Consider the following 22,136-nt stretch of genomic DNA (forward strand, 5'->3'; position numbering starts at 1 on the left):
CATGATGGAGCGCACAACGGTGGCGTTCCCCCCCGGGAAAGGATCACGTCATGGCGACAAAGGATGAGTCGGGAGCGCGGCTCTCGGTCATCGGCCTCGGGTCGATGGGATATGGCATGGCGCAGTCCCTGGCCAAGGGCGGCTTCGCCGTCACCGGCTTCGACACCCGCCCGGAGGTGGTGGCGAAATTCGCCGCCGAGCATGGCGCCGGCGCCGGGTCGCCGGCCGAGGCCGCCGCCACGGCCGACATCCTCGTCATCGTCGTCGTCAATGCCGACCAGACGCAGCAGGTGCTGCTGGGCGAGGGCGGATTGCTGGCCTCGGCCAAGCCGGGCGCGGTAATCGTCTCGTGCGCCACCATGGCGCCGGAGCGGGCGAGGGCGCTCGCCGAAGCGGTCGAGGCGACCGGCCGGCACTATGTCGACGCGCCGATTTCCGGCGGCGCGGCGCGCGCCGCCGAGGGCGCTCTCACCATGCTGGTTTCGGGAAGGCCCGAGGCGATCGCCAAGGCGCGCGCGGCGCTCGATGCCATGTCGGCCAAGCTCTATCTGCTCGGCGACGAGCCGGGCATCGGCGCTTCCTTCAAGATCGTCAATCAGTTGCTGGCAGGCGTTCACATCGCCGCCGCGTCCGAGGCGATCGTCTTCGCCAAGCGGCTCGGCCTCGACATCGCCAAGGTGTATGAGGTGATCACCGCCTCGGCCGGCAATTCCTGGATGTTCGAGAACCGCATGCCGCATGTGCTGGACGGCGATTATTCGCCGAAGAGCGCCGTCGAGATCTTCACCAAGGACCTCGGCATCATCGCCGATATCTCGCGCAGCGAGAAATTCGCGACGCCGATCGCGTCCTCGGCGCTGCAGATGTTCCTGATGACCGCCGCTGCCGGAATGGGCAAGGATGACGATGCCTCGGTCGCGCGCCTCTATGCCATGATCGCCGGCCTCGACCTGCCCGGCGCACCCGCTTCCACCGACAAGGCAACCGCTTCCACCGACAAGGACTGAGATTTCGATGCCGCGTTTCGCCGCCAATCTCTCGATGATGTTCAACGAGTGGTCGTTCCTCGACCGCTTCGCCGCCGCCGCCGATGCCGGCTTTAAGGCCGTCGAGTTCCTGTTCCCCTATGATTTCTCGCCGGAGGATGTCGCGGCCAGGCTGAAGGCGGCGGGGCTCGAGCAGGCGCTGTTCAACCTGCCGCCGGGAGACTGGGCGGCTGGCGAGCGCGGCATCGCGGCGCTGCCGGGCCGGCAGGACGAGTTCCGCGCCTCGGTGGCGAAGGCGCTCGACTATGCGCTTGCGACGGGCGTCCGGCGGCTGCACATGATGTCGGGACTGGCGCCGAGCGGGTCGGTCGAGGCGGGCGCCCTCTATCGCGACGCGGTGCGCTTCGCCTGCGCCACCATGGCGCCGCATGGCATCGACATCGTGCTGGAGCCGATCAACCGCCGCGACATGCCGGGCTATTTCCTGAACGATTTCGGCATGGCGGCGGGAATCATCGAGGAACTGGGCCTGCCCAATCTGAAGCTCCAATACGACATCTATCACCGCCAGATCCTGCATGGCGACGTGATCAAGAGCCTGGAGGCGCTGCTGCCGATCATCGGCCACGTCCAGATTGCTTCCGTGCCGCTGCGCAACGAGCCGGGCACCGGCGAACTGAACGATTTCCGCATTTTCGACGAACTCGACCGGCTCGGCTATGCCGGCTTCGTCGGCTGCGAATACCGCCCCGCCGGCGCGACGCTCGATGGCCTCAGCTGGATGAAGCAGACGGCGCTTCGCTAAACCTGGGCATCGGGCATGGAAAAGGCCGGGGCAGGCGACTGCCCCGGCTTTCTTTCATGTCTCCCGGGCCGTCATCCCTGCCTCCCATCCCACCACACCCTCGCCGTCATCCCGGGCGCAGCGAAGCGGAGATCCGGGATCCATGCAGCGGGGTTTTCAGGGAGCCTCGCGCGGCAACCGGCACGGCTGAATGGATCCCCGGTCAAGCCGGGGATGACGGCGAGGGTGGGGTGAGGCGGTGCGTGGTGGGCGCTTTGCTCGGCTGTATATTCGACAAGCCCTCGTCATCCCTGCCTCCCATCCCACCCCACGCTCGCCGTCATCCCGGACGCAGCGAAGCGGAGATCCGGGATCCATGCAGCAGGGTTTTCGGGAGTCTCGCGCGGCCACCGCCTCGGCTGAATGGGTCCCCGGTCAAGCCGGGGATGACGCCGAGGGTGGGGTGAGGGCACTGCATGGCTTGTCTGGCGCTCTGCTGGGGCTAGCTATTCTCAAGCCCTTGTCGCCCCCTGCCTCCCAGGCTCACCCACCGCGGCGCGCCGCCCCCCAAACGAAAACGGGGCCTGAGGTTGCCCCCAGGCCCCGTCCGCATCGGTATGGCGGGGATCAGCCGGCGGCGGCCGAGGGCTTGCCCGTGGCGCGGGCCGTTGCGCTTTCGATCATGATCTTCTGCATGCGGCGGCGCTGCAGTTCGCGGTCGGCGATGACGCCGAGCATGATCACGGCGCCCATCACCGTGTAGTTCAGCGAACTCGGGATACCCAGCATGTTGACGAGGTTCTGCAGCACCTGCAGCAGCACCGTGCCGAGGAAGATGCCGAGGATCGAACCTTCGCCGCCGCGCAGCGAACAGCCGCCGAGCACGGCCGCCGCGACGGCATAGAGCTCGTAGAAATTGCCATGCGCCGAGGGCGAGACCGACTGCGTGTAGAACACGAAGAAGATCGCCGACAGGCCGGTCAGCAGGCCCGCGATCGAATAGGCGGCGGTGATCACCAGCTTGGTCGGAATGCCGGAGAAGCGGGCGGCTTCCTCGTTCTTGCCGACGGCGAACAGGTAGCGACCGAATACCGACTTGTGCAGAACGACCGACATGACCAGACAGACGGCGACGAAGAAGATGAAGGCGTTCGGAACCACGCCAACGCGTCCCGAAACCAGCCATTCCAGCGTCTCGTAGCCGCTGCCATAGCCGAAGCCGGCGGTCGAATCGGCGGTGTAGTAGCGCGCCAGGCCGCGATAGATCAGCAGCCCGCAGAGTGTCACGACGAAGGGCTGCAGCTTGAGCTGCGTCACCAGCAGGCCGTGGATCGTGCCGAGGATGACGCCGCCGCCGACCGTGATCAGCAGCGCGAGCGGCCAGGCCAGCTCGTGATTGACGAGCAGGTCGAGGAAGATGATGCCGAGCAGCGCCAGCATCGAGCCGACCGACAATTCGATGCCGCCGGTGATGATGACCACGCCGACGCCGATCGCGAACAGGCCGAACAGGCCGATCTGGTTGGCCAGGTTGGAGAGGTTGATCTGCGAGATGAACTGCGGATTGAGCACCGCGGTAATCGCGCCGATGATGATGATCAGCAGGAAGAGACCGAGTTCTTTCCTAAGCATGTTCGATGGCTTCCTGTTGGATCGTTCCACCGACGGCGAGCGTCAGCACGTTGTGTTCGGAGAATTGGTTGCGTTCGAGATGGCCGGAGACGTGGCCTTCGTGCATGACGATCATGCGGTCGCTGACGCCCAGCACCTCTTCCATGTCGCTGGAAATCATCAGGATCGCGACGCCGGCGTCGGAGAGTTCGCGCATCAGCGCGTAGATCTCGCTCTTGGCGCCGACGTCGATGCCGCGCGTCGGCTCGTCGAAGATCACCACATTGGGCTGCATCGACATCCATTTGCCGAGCACGATCTTCTGCTGGTTGCCGCCCGAAAGGGTGAGGGCGATCGTGTCGACATTGGGCGCCTTGATCTTGAGCCTGCGGCTTTGTTCCTCGGCCACCTTGTGTTCGGCGGTGGTGTCGACCAGCGTCATCCGCGAATAGCGGGGCAGGCTGGCCAGCGTGATGTTCTCCGCGATCGGCAGGTCCAGCACCAGGCCGGAGCGCTTGCGGTCCTCCGGCGCCAGATAGATTCCGTGGGCGATGGCCGAGCGGACGTCGCCCAGCTTCACCGGCTTGCCGTCGATCGCGACGCGCCCGCCAAGCGCCGGGTCGACGCCGAAGATCGCCTGCGCCACCTCGGTGCGGCCGCAGCCCACCAGTCCGGCCAGCCCGACGATTTCGCCGCGGCGGATCGTGAACGACACCTTGCTGTTGGCAAAGGCGGTGGTGACGAGATCCTCGACCACCAGCCCCTGGTCGCGCGGCGGCTGTTTCGGCGGAACATAAAGCGATTTCAGCGATCGTCCGATCATCAGCCGGATCATCGCATCATGCGTGATCTGCCCGCGATCGAGCGCGCCGACCCGCTGGCCGTCGCGCAGGACGACGACGCGGTCGGCGCAGGCCATCACTTCGGACAGGCGGTGGGAGATGTAGATGACGCTGACGCCGGACTGGCGCAGTTCGCCGATCACCGTCAGCAGCCGTTCCGTCTCGGTCAGGGTGAGACTGGAGGTCGGCTCGTCCATGATGATGACGCGGGCGTCGAAGGAGAGCGCCTTGGCGATCTCGACCATCTGGCGCTGCGCGATCGAAAGGTCCTCGACCAGCGCGCCGGCGTTGAAGTCCACGCCGAGGCGGTCGAGCAGGGGCTGCACCCGCGCCCGCAGCGCCTTCTGGTCGATGAGCTTCATGAAGCCGCCGAACCGGGGCTCCCGTCCGATCAGGACGTTGCTCGCCACGTCGAGATTCTCGAAGAGATTGAGCTCCTGGTGGACAAAGGCGATGCCGGCGCCCGTGGAGCTGTTGACCGTCAGCGACGCGTGCTCGACGTCGTCGATCCGGATCGTTCCCGCGCTTGGCGCGACGACGCCGCCCAGGATCTTCATCAAGGTGGATTTGCCGGCGCCGTTTTCGCCAATCAGCCCGAGCACCTCGCCGGAATTGACGGTGAGGTCAACGCCGCTGAGGGCGGTCACGCCCGGATAGGTCTTGGTGATGGCACGTAGTTCGAGAATTTGTTCTGTCATCATGCCCGCGAGATGATTGTCCGCGCGTGTGCCCGGACTGCATGTGCACCAAACGCGTCCCCGGCGGGCCGAAGCCGGCCGGGGACGCGCAAGCGATCGGGCTCTTACTTGCCGGACAGGACCTTCTTCAGGTTCTCGCCGAATTCCTTGACGTTGGACTTGTCGATGATCTGCGTCGGGACGATCTGCAGCTTGTTCTCGGGGATGACCGACTTATCGCCTTCGATGATCTTCGCCATGTTGATCATCGACTGGTAGCCGAACTCGAAGGGCTGCTGGACGACGGTGCCGTCGATGACGCCTTCGGCGACGCCCTTGAGGGTCTGCTGGTCTTCGTCGAAGCCGACGATCTTGACCGAGCCGGCCTTACCCAGCGCCTTCACGGCGTTGTAGATCTGCGGGGTGTTGTAGGCCCACAGACCGACCAGCAGGTCGATATCCGGGTACTTCGTCAGCGTATCCTCGACATTGGCCTTGGCCTTGGCCTGGTCGCCGCCATCGGTACGGATGTCGATGATCTCGATCTTGGTGCCGGCGATGGCTTCCTTGATGCCCTGCGAGCGTTCGCGGGCATTGGCGGCGTCCATGGTGCCAACGAACAGCATCGCCTTGCCGCCATTCGGCAGCGCCTTCTTCATCAGCTCGCCGGCCTGGCGGCCCGCGGCGACGTTGTCGGTGCCGACATACATCAGGCGGTTCGACTTCGGCGCGTCGGCGTCATGGGTGATGAGGACGGCCTTGGAGGCGACTTCGTTGAGGATTGCGGTCGAGTCGTCCGGATTGACCGGGCTGATGGCGACGCCGGCGACGCCGCGGGCGAGCAGGTCCTCGAGGATCTTCTTCTGCGCGGCGGCCGACATTTCGCCGGGGATGTAGAATTCGATGTTGTAGTTCGGCAGCTCGGCCTGGGCCTTGTTGGTGCCGGCGCGGGCAATCGTCCAGAAGTCGGCCGGAACGTTCACCACGAAGGCGAGCGTCTTCTTGTCGGCCGCGAAGGACGGCTGGGTAGCGGTCAACGCCATGGCGATGGCCGACGACGCGATGATCAGGGAACGCCTGTTGAAGATGTGCATGGTTTCCTCGCCCTATGATAGTTTCAAACTGTTTTTTGAATGTGTGGAAATAATCAGGCCCTAGCGCCTGAATGCATCCATTGCCGAACGCGAACGGATCCTCGGTCCTTCGTGTCGCGCGGATCGATGTTCTGCCGATCCGCATGCCGGGATGTACTGGATAGGGGAGATTTTTTTCCTCGCTCTCCCGTCGGTCGACGGGGTCCTCCAGCTCGGAAGTCTCTCTCTATGCAGTATAGGTCTTGCGGCGACCTCCTTGCGGGAGATGGCCGGTCAGATCTTAGCCAATCCTGGCGTAACGCCTTGTTTAAGTTCGATGATCCTATACGCGGTCTCCCTTACGCTATTGTGCGATGAATAGCGTCGTCAAGCGTAAAAGACGGGCAGAACATTATGAAACGGACCGCGTTGACTATTTTGACAGCGCTGTCATGATCAGCCGCTCAAGCTCGCGTTTCGACGAGCGGAGAGGGAGGAAGAGATGTCTGAAGACAAGCATTCCAAGTCGCGTCGTGATTTTATCCGCACTGCCGGCGTCACCGCCGCCGGTAGCGCGGCCGCCATGTTTGGCGGTCTCGGCATCAGCCCTGCCATGGCGCAGGAGATGGCCGCGGCCACCGGCCGTTCCGAGAAGCCCCTCAAGGCGGCCTTCTCCAACGCCGGCCTGCAGGCCACCTGGTGCGCCCAGGGCAAGCAGGCTGCCGAGCATTGGGGCAAGCTGTTCAATGTCGAGGTCACCTGGTTCGACGGCCAGCTCGACGCGGTCAAGCAGCGCGCCGCCATCGACAACATGGCATCGCAGAAGTGGGACTTCGTCGCGATCCAGGCCTTCGGCATCGGCACGCTGATCCAGCCCGTGCAGAAGATGATTGATGCCGGCATTCCGGTCATCGACATGGACACGCTGATCGCCCCGCTCGACAAGATCAACGTCCACACCTTCCTCGCCCCGAACAACGAGTTCATGGGCGCCTCGGTGACTCAGGCCCTCGTGCAGAAACTCGGCGGCAAGGGCAAGATCATCATGACGCAGGGCGCGCTCGGCCATACCGGCGCCCAGGGTCGTGCCAAGGGCTTCCAGTCCGTGATCGCCGCCAATCCGGGCATGGAAGTGCTCGACGACCAGCCGGCCGATTGGGACGTCACCAAGGCCTCGCGCCTGTGGGACACCTATCTGACGAAGTACCCGCAGATCGACGCGGCCTTCTTCCACAATGACGACATGGCACTCGCCGCCTACAACGTCATGAAGTCGCGCGGCCGTACCGACATCCTGATCGGCGGCGTCGACGCCATGCCGCCGGCGATCGCCGCCGTCGCGGATGGCCGCATGTATGCCACCGTCCGCAATCCGTCCTCCCGCATCCATGGCGGCGCCATCGTCGCCGGCGTCGCGGCCGTGACGGGTGGCGAGAAGACCGGCGAGGGCATTCCGAAGAATGTCGTCACCGACGGTCCGGTCGTCACCAAGGAAAATGCCGCCGGCATGCAGTGGATGCAGAACCACTTCCTGATCTGATCCATCCGAACAAGCGGTCGCTTCCGCGCGAGACATCGTGCCGGAGGCGACCGCGACGGTTCCTGACAGGCGTTGGCGGCGGGCTCCATCCGGCCGTTCCCGTTGTCATGCGAAGCGTTCCATGCCGCCGACCCGGTGAAACTGATGACGACCGATCCCCTCGTTCCCAGCGACACGCCGCGCCTGCAGATGCAGGGCATCTCGAAGTCGTTCGGCGGCGTCGCCGCCCTGCGCGACGTCGATTTCACGCTGCGTGCCGGCGAAATCCATGGCCTCGTCGGCGAGAACGGCGCGGGCAAGTCGACGATGATGAAGATCATCGCCGGCGTTCATACCGATTACGAAGGCAAGATGCTGATCGACGGGAAGGAAGTGCATTTCCGCTCCGCCCGCGATGCGCTGGCCGCCGGCATCGGCATGGTGCACCAGGAATTGAGCATCATGCCGGACCTGACGGTGGGCGAGAACGTCTTCCTCGGCAAGCAGCCGGTGACGGGCGCAGGCATCATAGACTGGCGCAGTATGATGAGCGGCGCGCATGAGCAGTTGAAGAGCCTCGGCATCGATGTCGACCCGAAGACGCGCATGGGTGACCTGCCGATCGGGTTGCAGCAGCTCATCGAGCTGGCGCGGGTGATCTTTTCCGGCGCGCGCATCATCATCCTCGACGAACCGACCTCCGCCCTGTCGCCGCCGGAAGTGCAATTGCTCTTCGACGTGCTGAAGGGCGTGCGTGCCAGCGGGCGCAGCATCGTCTTCATCTCGCATTTCCTCGACGACATCCTGTCGATTTCCGACACGGTCACCGTCTTCCGCAATGGCAAGCTGATCGTCACCCATCCGGTCGAGGGCATCGACAAGGGCTGGCTGATCGAACGGATGATCGGCGCCGGCCACGAGGATCTCGAGGAGAGCTATACCGGCACGATCACGCTCGCCTCGAAGCCGGGGCAGCCCGTGGTGCTGGCGGCGGAACATCTGGGGTATGGCCGGGCCTATACCGACGTCAGCTTCGACGTGAAAGCCGGTGAAATTCTCGGCATTTACGGCTTCATGGGCTGCGGCCAGATCGAATTGGCGCGCACGCTGTTTGGCAAGATCAAGGCCGATACCGGCACATTGGCGATCGACGGCCGCAAGCGCCGGCTGCGTAACACGACGCAGGCGCGCGACGCCGGCATCGCCTTCGTGCCGGAGAACCGCCGCTCCATGCTGTTCTACGAGCAGCCGGTCTACAAGAATGTCTCGATCAGCATTCTCGGGCGCATCTCGCGCCTCTGGCTGAAGCCCAATGTCGAGCGCGCCATCGCCCGCAAGCATGTCGAGAGCCTCAGCATCCGCCCGCCGCGCGCCGAAGTGGCGCTGGGTGCGCTCTCCGGCGGCAACCAGCAGAAGGTGGCGCTCGCCAAATGGCTGACCCACCGCCCGAAGGTGCTGGTGCTCAGCGAGCCGACCCGCGGCATGGATGTCGGCGCCAAGGACGATGTCGTGAAGATCGTCCGGGCGCTGCGCGACGAGGGCCTCGCCGTCATCGTGGTTTCGGCCGAGCCGGAAACCGTCCTGTCGCTCGCCGACCGCGTCCTCGTCATGAAGAAGGGACGCATCGTACGCGAATTCACCAATGAGACGATCAGCAAGGATCGGCTGCTGGAAGCCGCCTGAGAAGGAATTGACATGACGTTTCAGCAAACCAGTACGGCGCGCGCCTCGAAATCGAGCCTCTTCCTGCGCAGTCAGATGCGCAACATCGCGCCGTTCGCGACCCTGATCCTGCTGCTGATCTTCTTCAGCATCGCCAGCCCGTCCTTCGCGACCATCGACAACGCCTCGAACATCCTCACCCAGATTTCGGTGACGGGCATCATGGCGGTCGGGCTGACCTTCGTCATCCTCTGCGGCGAGATTGACCTCTCGGTCGCTTCGATCGCCAATGCGACCGGCATCGTGGTGGCCTATTTCACGCTGCAGGAAAGCTATGTGAACATCGCCAACATCCCGGTCGCGGGCTGGCTGGCGGTGGCGCTGGCACTTGCTGCGTGCACCGGGCTTGGCCTGGTCAACGCCTTCGGCACGACCGTCATCGGTATTCCATCCTTCATCATGACGCTCGCCATGATGCAGATCGGCGCCGGCATCTCGGCGCTGCTGGTGCGCGGACAGATTGCCTATAACGTGCCGGATATCGTCTCGACGCTGGGCGCCAGCAATGTCGGAGGATTCCCGACCATCGCGCTGGTGCTGCTGGCCTTCCTGGTCGCGGGCCATGTGACGCTGACCTATACGCGCTTCGGCCGCTACATCTACATGGTCGGCGGAAATCGCGAGGCGGCGGAATATTCCGGCGTCAACGTCAAGCTGATCCTGGGCGCGGCGCTGGTGATCTGCGCCGTCTGCTCCGGCATCGCCGGCATGGTTGGCGTCGCGCATTTCGGCAGCGCCCAGCAGAACGAGTTCGATGGCTACCTGCTCGATGCGATCGCGGCGGTGGTCGTCGGCGGCACCAGCCTGTTCGGCGGACGCGGCGGCATCGGCAACACGATCGTCGGCCTCTGCGTGCTCGGCGTCCTCAACAACGGCCTCGATCACATCCAGATCGACAGCTTCCTGAAGATCCTGATCCGCGGCCTGATCCTGCTCGCCGCCCTGATCGTCAACGTCTACGTGCAGAACATCCGCAGCGTGGAACGGGCGGAGGGCGCATGAGGATCGGCAACCCCGCACCTTTACGCAGAATGACAGAAGGACAGAAGCGTTGACGTCAGACTCATCCTACCAACCGCGCTATGGCGCCGCCTATCCGAGCCTGGTGGACAGCGTCGTGCTCATCACCGGCGGCGGCAGCGGCATTGGCGAGGAGATCGTCCGCCAGTTTGCCCGCCAGGGCTCCAAGGTTGGCTTCCTCGACATCGTCGAGGAGCCGTCCCGCAAGCTGGTCGAGGAACTGACCGCCGAAGGCCACACGGTCCATTTCGAGAATGTCGACCTGACCGATATCGCCGCGACCCAGGCCGCGATCGGACGCATCCGCGACAAGTTCGGACCGATCGCGATGCTGGTCAACAACGCCGCGCACGACCAGCGCGCGACGATCGACGAGATCACGCCGGAGTTCTGGGATTCGCGCCAGGCCGTGAACCTGAAGCACCAGTTCTTCTGTTCGCAGGCGGTCTACAAGGACATGGCGGCGCTGGGCGGCGGCTCGATCGTCAATGTCGGCTCGTTTGCCTATATCGCCGGCGTCGAGGGGGTGACGCCCTACCTGGCGGCGAAATCGGGCGTCATCGGCCTGACCCGCGGCCTCGCGCGCGAACTCGGTCCGCACAATATCCGAGTCAATTGCGTGCTGCCGGGCTGGATCATGACGCAGCGCCAGCTGGACCTCTGGGTCACCCCGGAAGTCGAACAGGCGATCTTCACCCGCCAGTGCATCAAGCGGAAGATCTATCCGGCCGATATCGCCCGGGTAATCATGTTCTTCGCCTCGGACGAATCCGGCGCCTGCACCAATCAGAGCTATGTCGCCGACGGCGGCTGGACATGATCTGACGGACACACGGGCCATGCGGACGCGGCGATCCATGATAAGGAGCCGCGTCCGGTACGATCGGGCGTCTCTTTTCTGGATGGCGTCGTCTCTATGAACGTGAAGAACTCCTACACCCTGGCCGATGTGGCGTTGCGGGCGGAAGTCAGCGAGATCACCGTCTCGCGCGTGCTCCGCAACAAGGCCTCGGTCGCCGACAAGACGCGCGAGCGGGTGCTCGCCGTCGTCCGGCAGATGGGTTACGTGCCGAATCGGGTGGCCGGGACCCTGGCCTCGGCCGGCTCCAACCTGATCGGCGTCGTGCTGCCGTCGCTGTCGAACATCGTGTTCCCCGACGTGCTGCGCGGCATCCACGCCTCGCTCGCTTCGTCCGGCTATCAGCCGGTCATCGGGGTCACCGATTACGATATGAACACGGAAGAGGAACTGGTGGCGTCGCTGCTGTCGTGGCAGCCGGCCGCGATGATCGTCTCCGGCCTTCACCATACGGACTACACGGTGGCGATGCTGAAGCGCTCGGGCGTGCGCATCGCCGAACTGATGGATATCGATTCCCCGCCGCTCGACATCGCCGTCGGCATGTCGCATCGCCAGGCGGGCTATGACACGGCGATGCATCTCCACAAGCGCGGCTATCGCCGCTTCGGCTATGTCGGCCACGACCGCGAGCGCGACGAACGTGCCGCGCGCCGCTATGAGGGATTTCGCGAGGGGCTGCAGGCGCTCGGGCTGTCGCTGATCGGCGAGGCGACGCTGGACGGGCCGAGCTCGACCCAGGCCGGGCGCGAACTGCTCGGCCAATTGCTGGCCCAGCATGCCAATCTCGACGTCGTTGTCTTTTCCAATGACGACATGGCGGTGGGCGGGGTGTTCCATTGCTTCGCCGCCGGGATCAAGCCGCGCGAGGATCTGGCGCTGTTCGGCTTCAATGGGCTCGATATCGGCCAGGCGCTGCCGCAGCCGCTGTCGACGATCCTGTCGCGCCGCTTCCTGATCGGCAAGACGGCGGCCGAGATGATCCTCCAGAGCCCCGATTATCCGGGCCAGCCGACCATCTGCGACACCGGCTACGACATCGTCGAGGGCGAGACCGCCTAGGTCGTCTGCGGGCGCAACGGGATCCGGCTCAGGGTTTGACCGTCTCGATCGACGCGATCTTGTTGTCCGGGCGGAGGACGAGGTCGTACTGGACGTAGCGCGTGCCGTCGTCGCAGGTCACCCGCACGACGCGCCGCGAGGGTAGCGACAGCTTGGTGTTGACCGCCATGCGGCTGACCTCGTCGCACCAGTGGCCCGCTTGCCGGATCGCCCTGCCGGCCTGGCGTTCGAGCATACCTGCCTCGGCCAGGCTCGGAATGGCGACGGCCACGAGCGCCAGCGCAAGGACCGTTGATTTCGTGCGGCTGATTTGGCCCATCGCGAAGCCTGTCCCGGTTGTCAACCTGTCAGCCCGCCACGAGCCTCTCGGCCCGCGCGGATCCTTGAGAGATAGCACGGAACGGGGTTGATTCCGCTACGGCAATCATGCGGTTTCAGGGGTGCAGGAAGGCCTTGAACCAGTCGACGGCGACATAGGGGCCGAGCCCCCAGACCAACACCCAGGCCGCTGCGCCGACGACATTGGCCGACAGGAAATGCAGCCAGGGCATCGCGACCGCGCCGGCGATCAGTCCGTTCATCTGGCGCAGCACGACGACAAATCGCGCCGTCATCACGATCCAGATGCCGCGCTCTCGAAACAGCCCTTCGAGCTTGCCGAGCCGCTCGGGTGTCAGCTTGATCCAGCCGCCATAGCGCAGCAGCAGCGGGCGACCCCCGAAATGGCCGATCGCATAGCCGGTGCTGTCGCCGAGCACGGCGCCGCAGAAGGCGCCGATCAGGGCATGGGCGAGATCGACATCGCCCCGCGTTGCCAGCACGCCGATGGCGACCAGCGCGCTCTCGCCGGGCAATGGCGCGCCGAGCGCTTCGAAAAAGATGATGACGAAGATGGCGAAGCTGCCATAGGCCGCGATGTAGGGCTCGATCAGCGACAGACCATCCTGCATCCAGTGCATGCGTACCCTTTCTGTCTCTGTGGCCTTGCAGCCCCTTGCCTGCATGGCGCGTTCAACCTGCCGGAAACGCGGCCACTCCGCCAATCCGCGCCCGTCGGGATCATGGGCCGGAGCCACGACGCGTTTCCCATCTCTACAACTTTTCCTTGGTGCTGGGGCAAGTTCGCTATTCAATGGAAGCACTTGGGGAGGGCGCCCCTGGGAATCGGAGGACCGGCGACGTCGCCGACCTGGCAAGTTCCCGGGGCGCCAGCGTGGCGGAGGCTTGGATGCGCGCACTGGATGTCATGTGGGTCGGTCTTGGTGGCGGCGCGGGATCGCTGCTGCGCTGGTGGATCGGGCGGATCGTCGGCGAGCGCTATCGCGGCAGCTTTCCGCTGGCGACGTTCCTGATCAACGTCTCGGGCGCCTTCGTCATCGGCTACCTTTCCGTGCTGTTCTCCGTCGACTGGCGCGATCGCTATGGCACTGTGCTGAACGCCGGCGTGCTGACGGGCATCCTCGGCGGCTACACCACCTTCAGCAGCATGCAGCTCGACGCCGCCAAGCTCGCCGGCTCGGGCCGGGGGCAACTGGCGCTCGGCTATCTGCTTCTGTCGGTCGCCGCCGGTCTGATCGCCGCGGCGCTTGGCGCCGCGCTCGCGCGCGTCCAGGGTTGAGGGAGAAGGCTCATGATCAATCTGGTGGTCCTCGTCTTCGTCGGCGGCGCGATCGGCGCGATGGCGCGCGAATTCCTGATGCTCGGCGTTCCCGACCTCTCGGACGGCTTTCCGATGGCGATCCTGGTCGCCAACGTCGTCGCCGCCTTCCTGCTCGGGCTGGTAACCGGCCTGCACAAGCGGCGGGCGGTGAGCGACGACGTCAACACCATGGTCGGAACCGGCATCATGGGCGGGCTCTCGACCTTCTCCAGCTTCGTCTATGGCGCGGTCGTGCTGATGACCGCCTCGGCCTCGGGCGCAGTCGTTGCTATCGTCTACGTGCTGGTCAGCCTGGTGCTCGGTTACGCCGCCGTGCTGCTCGGCATGAAGCTGGGCGAGCGCGGCGCTTCCCAGCCGGGCTGAAACGCGCCCGGCGGGCAGGCCTCAGGCCAGCGTCGGCGGGGTGCTGACGCGTTCGGCCTGGTGCGGATGCGGCAGGATCCAGGGCTCCTCGACCGGCATCAGGGTCGATTCGGCCAGCAGGCGTATGCTGGTCTCATAGTCGGCCCGCAAGGCGATGAAGGCGGTGCGGCACTCTTCCCGGTCCGCCTTCAGCGGCAGGCCGATCTCCTTCAGCCGGTCGTAGAGATGATCGAAGTGCTCGATCAGCTGCGGATCGACGCTCTGGTGCGTCCAGGCATCGGCCGGGATCTTCGGGTTGAGCTCGATCGCGATGTTCTTCAGGGCGGCGCAGCCGATCTCGCGGCAGATGCGGGCCGATTCCGTGTGCTCCGCTTCCTGGCAGGCGGAGAGAAGCGAGGTCGCGTCGAGCACGGCAGCCGCGGCGCCGACCCAGCTTGTGCCGCGATAGATGGCCGGCACATAGGCGAGGATGGGCGAGATCGAATGGGTTTCCAGCACGCCGCGGAACCACTGCTCCCAATCCTGCCAGACCCCGGCGTGATGCTCGATCTGGCCGCTGCGCTGCAGGGATTCGATCAGGCTGGACGTGGTGGGGCGACGGCCGGTGCGGGCATAGAGCCAGCCGACCTTGCGCTCGCGGATCTGGACCGCCGCCTGGTAGCCGGGAACGAAGGTGAACAGCAGGATGACGACGGCAAGCCCGATCGCCGCCTCGAAGATCGCGAGGAACTCGCCCGTCAGGCTCGGCGGCGTCTTGAAGCCGAGCGTGCTGAGGGCGGAGCCGCTGGCCGTGAAGGCGTAGCCCCAGTGCGTCTCGATCCCCAATCCCCAGAGGATCAGCGTGAAGGCGACCTGCACGAGCAGGAACCAGCTGACCACCGCGATGAAGATGAAGAGCGGCAGCACCCAGGCCTGGCGGCGCTGGGTCTGGCCGTAGTCCTTCGCATTGGCGACCATCGCGTGGACGATCGATACCGCGCCGAAGCGGGCGAACCGCTCGATGAAGTCGCGCTCGCGGCGGTTGATCAGCACCACGCGGACGATCGAGCGGAAATAGAGGAAGAGGGCGAAGAGGCCTACGAGAACGGCAAGGATGTGAAGCAGCGTATCCATCGGCGTCTATCCATTGTGCGAGGCAGGCACGGAAGGGGCGGGCGGGCCGAAACGATCGTGAAGCCTCTCGATCGTATCCGAACAACGCGTGGGCGCGATAGCTCCTGCAACCGGGCGTGGCGGGCGGAAACGAAAATGGTGGCGGCGCCTGTTCGCGCCGCCGCCATTTTGCGGGGTCCTGCCGTGCCGGCCGGATGGCCGGGCAGCCAGTTTAGCTGGTGAAGAACTTCTGCGTGCCATGCGCCTCGATGGCGCCGGCAACGCGCGCCAGCGCGTGGACATAGGCGGCGCTGCGGACGGTGATGCCGCGTTCCTGCGCCAGGGTCCACACGGCGCGGCCCTCGCGATCCATAGTATCCTGCAGGCGCGAGCGAACTTCCTCGGCCGTCCAGTAATAGCCCTGGCGGTTCTGCACCCACTCGAAATAGGAGACGGTGACGCCGCCGGCATTGGCCAGGATATCGGGCAGGACGACGACGTTCTTCTCGGCCAGGATCACGTCGGCTTCCGGGGTGATCGGACCGTTGGCGAGCTCCAGGATGACGCGCGCCATGATGGCCGCGGCGTTGTCCTTGTGGATCAGGTCCTCAAGCGCTGCCGGAACCAGGATCTCGCAATCGACCGCGGTGATCGTGTCGGCGTCGATGGCCGTGATGCCGTCCGAGCCGGCCAGCTGAAGCACCGAGCCGGTCTTCTTGGCGGCGAGCAGCTTGGCGACGTCGAGGCCGGCGTCGTTGTGGATCGCGCCCTTCGAATCCGAGACGGCGACGATCTTGTAGCCATCGGCGCCGAGGAGGCTGGCGATGTGCTGGCCGGCATTGCCGAAGCCCTGGATCGCGACGCGGGCGCCGGGCGTCAGGCCCAGTTCCGAGGCGAGATTGCGGACGAGATAATAGCCGCCGCGCGCGGTGGCGTCGTCACGGCCGAGCGAGCCACCCAGCGAGATCGGCTTGCCGGTGATGACGGCCGGCGTCGACTGGCCGACGATGGAGGAATACTCGTCCGCCATCCAGCCCATGATCATCGAATTGGTATAGACGTCCGGCGCCGGGATATCACGGTCGGGGCCGACGATCTTCGAGAAGGCCTGCATGTAGGCGCGCGACAGGCGCTCCAGTTCCGCCTTCGACAGCGAATGCGGATCGACGCGCACGGCACCCTTGCCGCCGCCATAGGGCAGGTTCATGACGGCGCACTTCATCGTCATCCAGAAGGCGAGCGTCTCGACTTCCTCGATGGTCGAATCGGGATGGAAGCGGATGCCGCCCTTGGTCGGGCCGCGCGTGTCGTCATAGCGGCAGCGCCAGGCCATGAAGGACTTCCGCGAGCCGTCATCCATGCGGATCATCAAGCGAACCTTGGTGGTTTCGCGCGGATATTTGAGCTTTTCGAGGACATCGCCGTCCAGGTGCAGGTGGGCTGCTGCTTCGTCGAGGCGCGTGAGAGCCTGGTCGAGCATGGTGGCGTCCGTCATCCCGGCATCGCTCCGCTTGTTGGTTGTCATGATTTTTCCCGCGTAGGTTGGCGCGGGGTTTATGACCCCTCAGGGAGCGGAGGGCAACAATTTGTGCTGCAGTTTAGAGCAATTGTGGCAATTCTGCGCAGGAGACTGCCTATAGGGGAGTCATATCGATTACGATTTATGCGCTGGGTCGCCATCCGGAGCGACGCAGCGGCATCCGGCCTTCCGCCAAGGAAGCGTCTGCCTAGCATCGGGGCAGATCATCTGCCTCTCCTAGCACACGCATAGCGTCATCGGCGGGGACGAAGCCCAGCAGAGTCGCGGCCCTTGCCATGCTCCAGGCCATGCCGGCATTGCCCGATACCGCATTGACCACGATCCCCGGCGCGGGCCAGCCGGCGGGGTCCGCGCGGAGAGCGGCGGCGAACACGCCGACAAGGTCCCGGTTCGAAAGCCACATGCCGCGGAACCAGGCGAGGTCGCGCCGGTCCGTCTCGTCCATCGCGTCGAGGCGGCTATGCGGCGTGCCGGATCCGGAGATGGTGGAGGGGTGGTTTTCGCCCGGCTGACACCAGCCGATGCGCAGCGCCACTGCCGTCATGCCGTCGCGCGCGGCAAGGGTGCAGCAGAGCCGTTCGCCCATCAGTTTGGCGACCGCATAGGGCGTGCTGTCGCTGCTGCCGCCATCATGGCGCCAGCGCGTGCCCGGCAGCGGCGGAAGCGCCTCGGTCAGCGCGCCCGGCGTCACGGCGATGTCGGTCTCCTTGTAGCCGCCCATCACATGGTTGGAGCTCGCGAACACGAAGCGCCGGACGCCGGAGCCGGCGGCAGCGGTGGCGAGCAGGGCGGTCATGTCGAAGGAGAGGGCGGAATCCGTCCAGTCCGCTTCGGGATAGGGGTTCTGCGCAGCGAGATGGATAACGGCGTCGACCGAGGCAAGGGCATCGCGCCAGCGGCGGTCGCCGCCATCGCGCAGATCCGCCTCGATGCAGGCGAGGCTGGCATGCGCCGGCGGCTCGATTGGGTCGAAGCGTCGATCCAGAGCCACCAGCGCCTGGCACCAGGGTTCGGCGCCCAGTCCGGCGATCAGCTTGCGGGCGAGGTTTCCGTTGCCGCCGGTGATGGCAATGCGCATGGCGTGGATCCGGGTTTGGGAAGGGGCGCGCTACATGCGGCCGCCATCACCCGCCAGATTGGCGGTGATGCGGTCGCGGGTGATGAAGTTATGCGCCGACATCGCCGCCTCGGCGGCGGCGAGATCGCCGTGGCGAATGGCGTCGAGGATGGCGCGATGGTCGGCCTTGATGCGGATCGCCGCTTCCAGCTCGCGGAAATAGTGGACCCGCATGATGTGCAGATGCACATGCAGATTGCCGTAGAGTTCTTGGAGCCGGTGGTTGCCGCCGGATGTCACGATGGCGCGATGGAAGGCGCGGTCCCATTCGGTGAACCGGTCGTAATCGACATAGACGTCGCCGGCGGTGGCCGCTTCCATCGCCTCGCAGGCTTCCTCCAGCGTTCTCGCAAGCGCCACGTTGCGCCCCTCCCGGATTGCCATACGGATGCCGTGCAGTTCGACCGCTTCGCGCACCTCGAAGATCTCGCGGACATCGTCTGTTGTCAGCGCGCGCACATAGCAGCCGCGCCGCGCCCGGATCTCGACCAGCCCTTCGGCGGCCAGCCGCTTCATGGCGTCCAGCACCGGTGTCCGGCTGACGCCGAGTTCCGCGGCGACGAGATCGATCGGGATCTGCTGGCCGGTTTCCAGCTCGCGCCGGAGGATGCGCATGCGGATGGCGGCATAGGTCTGCTCGCCCAGATCGGCATGCATCAACGGCTCGAAGCCGATGCCGGCCGGCGCGGTGACAGGGGCGGGAGAGGATTTTTCGCGGGGCAAATCAGGCCTTCGAGGCAGGTAGGATGTTGGCTTGACACCTAACATGTAAAATTTTACGGATCAATTCGTTCGGCATTCCCATAAAGGTTCACGATCTTGAAGCAGGCACTGGTTACCGGCGGAGCGCGCGGCATCGGCTATGGCGTGGCCGAGGCGCTGCTCGCTGCCGGCTATACCGTCACCGTCACCGGGCTCAGCGAGGTGGAAGTCGCCGCCGTGCCGAAGCGCGAGCATCTCGCCGCGATCGTGCTCGACGTGACCGACCAGACGTCCGCCGATGCGGCGATTGCCCGGTTCGACCGGCTGGATGCGCTGGTCAACTGCGCCGGCGTGCTGTTTCGGGGCCAGGAATATGACATGGCAGTGTTCCAGAAGGTGATCGACGTGAACCTGACCGGCACGATGCGCATGTGCGTCGGCGCCAGGCCCCTGCTGGCGAAGCAGGGCGGCGCCATCGTCAATACCGCGTCGATGCTGGCGATCTTCGGCGGGCCGCTGGTGCCGGCCTATACGGCCTCGAAGGGCGGCGTCGCGCAATTGACCAAGGCGCTCGGCGTCGCCTGGGCCGAGGAGGGCATCCGCGTCAACGCGGTGGCGCCTGGTTGGGTCGCGACCGAAGTCACGCGCGGCATCGTCGAGGATCCGGTGCGATCCGCCGGCATTCTCGGCCGCACGCCCATGAAACGCTGGGGCGAACCCCGCGATATCGGCGACGTCGTCGCCTTCCTTTGTTCCGACGCCGCCCGCTTCATGACCGGTACGGTCGTGCCGGTCGACGGCGGCTATGCCTCGGTTTGAGACGAGAGAGTGAGACGATGAGCGACAACACCACGGTCAACCATTCCGGCCTCGAAACCGACGCGGATTCGAAGCGCATCCCCTATCGGCATCCGCAGCCGAAGGAATCCTTCCCCGAGATCGTCATTCCCAACGCGATCCCGACTGACGAGCGGCTCTGGGTGCCGCAGCAGGAAAACGTCTGGTTCCGTCCGCTCTGCTTGTCGGCAAGCCGGGGCTACTGGATGAACCTGCTTCGGGTGCGGAAGTCGGGCGTGCTGTCGCGCCACCGCCATCCGCAGCCGGTGCATGGCTGGGTGCTGAAGGGCAGCTGGCACTATCTGGAGCACGACTGGACGGCGGAGGAGGGCTCCTATGTCTACGAGGCGCCGGGCGAGACGCACACGCTGGTGGTCGAGCCGCATGTGACCGAGATGATCACACTGTTCCAGGTCAATGGCGCGATGATCTATGTCGATCCCGACGGCGCCGTGCAGGGCTATGAGGACGTCTTCACCAAGATCGACCTCTGCCGCAAGCACTACACCGATGTCGGCCTCGGCGAGGGCTATATCGACCAGCTGATCCGGTGAGCTCGATTATCTGAAGGGTGATTGGCCAAGTGCCCGGGCAAAAATTCGAGTGATCGGAGCGCTGATAGGGCAGTTTCGCTGGAGCCTCCTTCGAGGCCCGGCTTTGCCGGGCACCTCAGGATGATGGCCGGGGATTACAGGAGGAAGAACGAGGGTTTGAACTCTGCCGCAGCTTCCTCAACCATCATCCTGAGGTGCTTCGCGCAGCGAAGCCTCGAAGGAGGATCCAATGGAACGCCTTCGCATCGGCACGATACCTAGGTGGGAAGCTCTTCCGCCCCAAAAACCCAAAAAAAGGCCGGCACCTCGTGATGCCGGCCTTTTGCATTCGTAACGAACCTAGCGGATCGGCGGGGCGTACTGGATGCCGCCTAGCGACCAGAGCTGGTTCAGGCCGCGCGGGATGCCGAGCTTCGAGCCGACGCCCAGATTGCGCTCATAGACCTCGCCGTAGTTGCCGACCTTGGCGACGATGTTGATCGCCCAGTCGTTGGAAAGACCGAGCTTTTCGCCGAAGGCGCCGTCCGTGCCGACCAGGCGCATGACGTCGGGCTTCTTCGAGGCCTTGGCCTCGTCGACGCGTTCCGACGAGACGCCCAGTTCTTCGGCATTCAGCATGGCGTTGTGGACCCAAGCCACCAAAGCGCGCCATTTCGGGTCGTCCTGGCGCACGACGGGGCCGAGCGGCTCCTTGGAGATCACGTCGGGCAGGATGATGTGGTCGGCCGCGTCTTCCAGCGCCGCGCGCTCGGAATAGAGCTGGGACACGTCGGTGGTCAGCACCGCGCACTTGCCGGTCTTGTAGTTCTCGAGCGATTCCGCCGGAGTGCTGGCCGAGATCGTCGTGAACTTCATCGAATTGGCGGTGAAATAATCCGCGAAGTTCTCTTCGCTGGTCGTGCCGCTCTGGACGCAGACGGTCGAGCCGTCCAGCTCCAGCGCCGAGACCTTGCCGCTGTCGCGCTTCACCATGAAGCCCTGGCCGTCATAATAGGTGACGCCGACGAAGGCGAGCGGCAGGTCCGTCTCGCGCGACATCGTCCAGGTGGAGTTGCGTGACAGCAGGTCGACCTTGCCGTCCTTCAGCGCGTCAAAGCGCTCGGCCGCGGAGAGTGGCACATAGGTCACCTTCTCCGGATCGTCGAAGATCGCGGTGGCGACGGCGCGGCAGAAATCGACGTCGAAGCCCGTCCATTTGCCGTTTGCGTCGGCATTGGAGAAGCCGAGCAGGCCCTGGCTGACGCCGCAGACCAGATTGCCGCGCTGCTTGACCGTATCGAGCGTTCCGGCTTGGGCCGCGACGGCCGAGCCAAGCGTCGCGGCGAGAGCCAGCGTCGCGACGCGCAGGGAAAGAACCCCAGGAAACATAGTCGCCCCTCCGAAGATGGTTCGTGGAAGTCACCCCGGAAGAGGCGACCGGATAGCCGCTGTCAGAGCTTGGCCTGCTGGCGAACGATCACCTTGGTTCCGACCGGCACGCGGTCGAACAGGTCGATGACGTCGTTGTTCACCATGCGGAAGCAGCCCGACGACAGCGCATGGCCGATCGTCTGCGGCTGGTTGGTGCCATGGATGCGGTAGATGGTATCGCCGAGATAGAGCGCGCGGGCGCCCATCGGGTTGCCTTCGCCGCCGGCCATGAAGCGCGGCAGATAGGGCTGGCGCTGGATCATCTCCGCCGGCGGCCGCCAATCGGGCCACTCCGCCTTGCGCGAGATCTTCAGCAGGCCCGACCATTGGAAGCCGTCGCGGCCGACACCGACGCCATAGCGGATGGCGCGGTTGTCCGGCTGCACCAGATAGAGGAAGCGCTCATCCGTGTTGATGACGATCGTGCCCGGCGGCTCGTTGGAGCGGAAATAGACCGGCTGCGGCCGGAATTCCGGCGGCAGCAACGATTCCTGCTTCGTCGGGACGACGCCCGGCTGCTCGTTGATGTTGAGCATGTCGCGAATGCCGGCCTGGGCAGGCAGCGCGGGCGCCAGCGCCACGGCGGCGGCACAGCCGAGCAGGGCGAGCGACAGGGGACGTTTCAGCCACTGGATAAGACGGGCCGCTTTGTCTCGCATGGGGGACCTCGAACGCTGGAGAGGCGATTGGGGGGAGGGCCCGGCCG

At 65.2% G+C, this 22,136-nt stretch carries 20 protein-coding genes and 2 pseudogenes; 11 read left to right on the plus strand and 11 right to left on the minus strand.

Annotation, left to right across the window (positions count from 1 at the left end):
* Positions 1-29 precede the first annotated feature (29 nt).
* Both ltnD and otnI read left to right on the plus strand, forming a co-directional pair.
* Positions 30-1,007, plus strand: a pseudogene (gene ltnD / locus ABIE08_RS03220) (L-threonate dehydrogenase); the annotation flags it as partial.
* A gap of 7 nt (positions 1,008-1,014) precedes the next feature.
* Positions 1,015-1,791: a 2-oxo-tetronate isomerase gene (gene otnI / locus ABIE08_RS03225; protein WP_354548719.1), complete on the plus strand. Its 777-nt coding sequence runs from the start codon at positions 1,015-1,017 to the stop codon at positions 1,789-1,791.
* A gap of 606 nt (positions 1,792-2,397) precedes the next feature.
* On the opposite strand, the gene ABIE08_RS03230 is transcribed toward otnI, so the two are convergent.
* The 3 genes from ABIE08_RS03230 to ABIE08_RS03240 form a co-directional block, all read right to left on the minus strand.
* Positions 2,398-3,402: an ABC transporter permease gene (locus ABIE08_RS03230; RefSeq protein ID WP_354548721.1), complete on the minus strand. Its 1,005-nt coding sequence runs from the start codon at positions 3,400-3,402 to the stop codon at positions 2,398-2,400.
* On the minus strand, positions 3,395-4,921 hold the full coding sequence (locus tag ABIE08_RS03235) for a sugar ABC transporter ATP-binding protein (RefSeq protein ID WP_354548722.1): 1,527 nt from the start codon (positions 4,919-4,921) through the stop codon (positions 3,395-3,397). The genes ABIE08_RS03230 and ABIE08_RS03235 overlap by 8 nt, the downstream gene beginning before the upstream one ends.
* Positions 4,922-5,025: 104 nt before the next feature.
* Positions 5,026-5,994: a sugar-binding protein gene (locus tag ABIE08_RS03240; RefSeq protein ID WP_354548724.1), complete on the minus strand. Its 969-nt coding sequence runs from the start codon at positions 5,992-5,994 to the stop codon at positions 5,026-5,028.
* Positions 5,995-6,475: 481 nt separating this feature from the next.
* On the opposite strand from ABIE08_RS03240, the gene ABIE08_RS03245 reads away from it, so the two are divergent.
* The 5 genes from ABIE08_RS03245 (at position 6,476) to ABIE08_RS03265 (ending at position 12,155) form a co-directional block, all read left to right on the plus strand.
* Positions 6,476-7,513 carry a sugar ABC transporter substrate-binding protein gene (locus ABIE08_RS03245; protein ID WP_354548726.1) on the plus strand — a complete coding sequence of 346 codons (1,038 nt, stop codon included), beginning with the start codon at positions 6,476-6,478 and terminating at the stop codon, positions 7,511-7,513.
* 144 nt (positions 7,514-7,657) lie between these two features.
* Positions 7,658-9,175, plus strand: a complete 1,518-nt coding sequence (locus ABIE08_RS03250) for a sugar ABC transporter ATP-binding protein (protein WP_354548727.1) — start codon at positions 7,658-7,660, stop codon at positions 9,173-9,175.
* A gap of 12 nt (positions 9,176-9,187) precedes the next feature.
* Positions 9,188-10,216, plus strand: coding sequence for an ABC transporter permease (locus tag ABIE08_RS03255; protein ID WP_354548728.1), 1,029 nt, complete (start codon positions 9,188-9,190; stop codon positions 10,214-10,216).
* Positions 10,217-10,265: 49 nt separating this feature from the next.
* Positions 10,266-11,054: an SDR family NAD(P)-dependent oxidoreductase gene (locus tag ABIE08_RS03260; protein WP_354548730.1), complete on the plus strand. Its 789-nt coding sequence runs from the start codon at positions 10,266-10,268 to the stop codon at positions 11,052-11,054.
* Positions 11,055-11,150: 96 nt separating this feature from the next.
* Positions 11,151-12,155 (plus strand): LacI family DNA-binding transcriptional regulator, encoded by a 1,005-nt coding sequence (locus tag ABIE08_RS03265; protein ID WP_354548732.1) that lies wholly within the window; start codon positions 11,151-11,153, stop codon positions 12,153-12,155.
* A 28-nt stretch (positions 12,156-12,183) separates the two neighbouring features.
* Here the strand turns inward: ABIE08_RS03265 and ABIE08_RS03270 are convergent, their stop codons facing one another.
* Together ABIE08_RS03270 and ABIE08_RS03275 are read right to left on the minus strand one after the other, a co-directional pair.
* Entirely contained in the window at positions 12,184-12,474 is a 291-nt protein-coding gene (locus ABIE08_RS03270) for a hypothetical protein (RefSeq protein WP_354548733.1), read from the minus strand.
* Positions 12,475-12,589: 115 nt separating this feature from the next.
* The gene (locus ABIE08_RS03275) at positions 12,590-13,093 is read right to left on the minus strand and encodes a DedA family protein (protein ID WP_354551555.1); all 504 of its coding nucleotides are present in this window, start codon (positions 13,091-13,093) and stop codon (positions 12,590-12,592) included.
* 290 nt (positions 13,094-13,383) lie between these two features.
* Here ABIE08_RS03275 and ABIE08_RS03280 point away from each other — a divergent pair, with 290 nt between their 5' ends.
* Positions 13,384-13,773: a fluoride efflux transporter FluC gene (locus ABIE08_RS03280; protein WP_354548735.1), complete on the plus strand. Its 390-nt coding sequence runs from the start codon at positions 13,384-13,386 to the stop codon at positions 13,771-13,773.
* A 12-nt stretch (positions 13,774-13,785) separates the two neighbouring features.
* Positions 13,786-14,163, plus strand: a pseudogene (locus ABIE08_RS03285) (CrcB family protein); the annotation flags it as partial.
* Between the two features lie 36 nt (positions 14,164-14,199).
* On the opposite strand, the gene ABIE08_RS03290 reads toward ABIE08_RS03285, so the two are convergent.
* The 4 genes from ABIE08_RS03290 to ABIE08_RS03305 form a co-directional block, all read right to left on the minus strand.
* A complete protein-coding gene (locus ABIE08_RS03290) occupies positions 14,200-15,291 on the minus strand; it encodes a hypothetical protein (RefSeq protein WP_354548737.1) in 1,092 nt (363 codons plus the stop codon).
* A gap of 211 nt (positions 15,292-15,502) precedes the next feature.
* Positions 15,503-16,765: a Glu/Leu/Phe/Val family dehydrogenase gene (locus ABIE08_RS03295; protein ID WP_354551557.1), complete on the minus strand. Its 1,263-nt coding sequence runs from the start codon at positions 16,763-16,765 to the stop codon at positions 15,503-15,505.
* A gap of 232 nt (positions 16,766-16,997) precedes the next feature.
* Positions 16,998-17,888, minus strand: a complete 891-nt coding sequence (locus tag ABIE08_RS03300) for an NAD-dependent epimerase/dehydratase family protein (RefSeq protein WP_354548738.1) — start codon at positions 17,886-17,888, stop codon at positions 16,998-17,000.
* Positions 17,889-17,918: 30 nt separating this feature from the next.
* Positions 17,919-18,650 (minus strand): GntR family transcriptional regulator, encoded by a 732-nt coding sequence (locus ABIE08_RS03305; protein ID WP_354548740.1) that lies wholly within the window; start codon positions 18,648-18,650, stop codon positions 17,919-17,921.
* Between the two features lie 96 nt (positions 18,651-18,746).
* On the opposite strand from ABIE08_RS03305, the gene ABIE08_RS03310 reads away from it, so the two are divergent.
* The gene (locus tag ABIE08_RS03310) at positions 18,747-19,448 is read left to right on the plus strand and encodes an SDR family NAD(P)-dependent oxidoreductase (RefSeq protein ID WP_354548741.1); all 702 of its coding nucleotides are present in this window, start codon (positions 18,747-18,749) and stop codon (positions 19,446-19,448) included.
* A 17-nt stretch (positions 19,449-19,465) separates the two neighbouring features.
* Positions 19,466-20,020 carry a 2,4'-dihydroxyacetophenone dioxygenase family protein gene (locus tag ABIE08_RS03315; RefSeq protein WP_018181501.1) on the plus strand — a complete coding sequence of 185 codons (555 nt, stop codon included), beginning with the start codon at positions 19,466-19,468 and terminating at the stop codon, positions 20,018-20,020.
* Between the two features lie 339 nt (positions 20,021-20,359).
* Here ABIE08_RS03315 and ABIE08_RS03320 read toward each other — a convergent pair whose 3' ends face one another.
* Entirely contained in the window at positions 20,360-21,388 is a 1,029-nt protein-coding gene (locus ABIE08_RS03320; protein ID WP_354548743.1) for an amino acid ABC transporter substrate-binding protein, read from the minus strand.
* A 62-nt stretch (positions 21,389-21,450) separates the two neighbouring features.
* Positions 21,451-22,089, minus strand: a complete 639-nt coding sequence (locus ABIE08_RS03325) for a L,D-transpeptidase (protein WP_354548745.1) — start codon at positions 22,087-22,089, stop codon at positions 21,451-21,453.
* Between the last annotated feature and the right edge of the window lie 47 nt (positions 22,090-22,136).

It is taken from the genome of Kaistia defluvii, assembly GCF_040548815.1.
Classification (GTDB): Bacteria; Pseudomonadota; Alphaproteobacteria; order Rhizobiales; family Kaistiaceae; genus Kaistia; species Kaistia defluvii_A.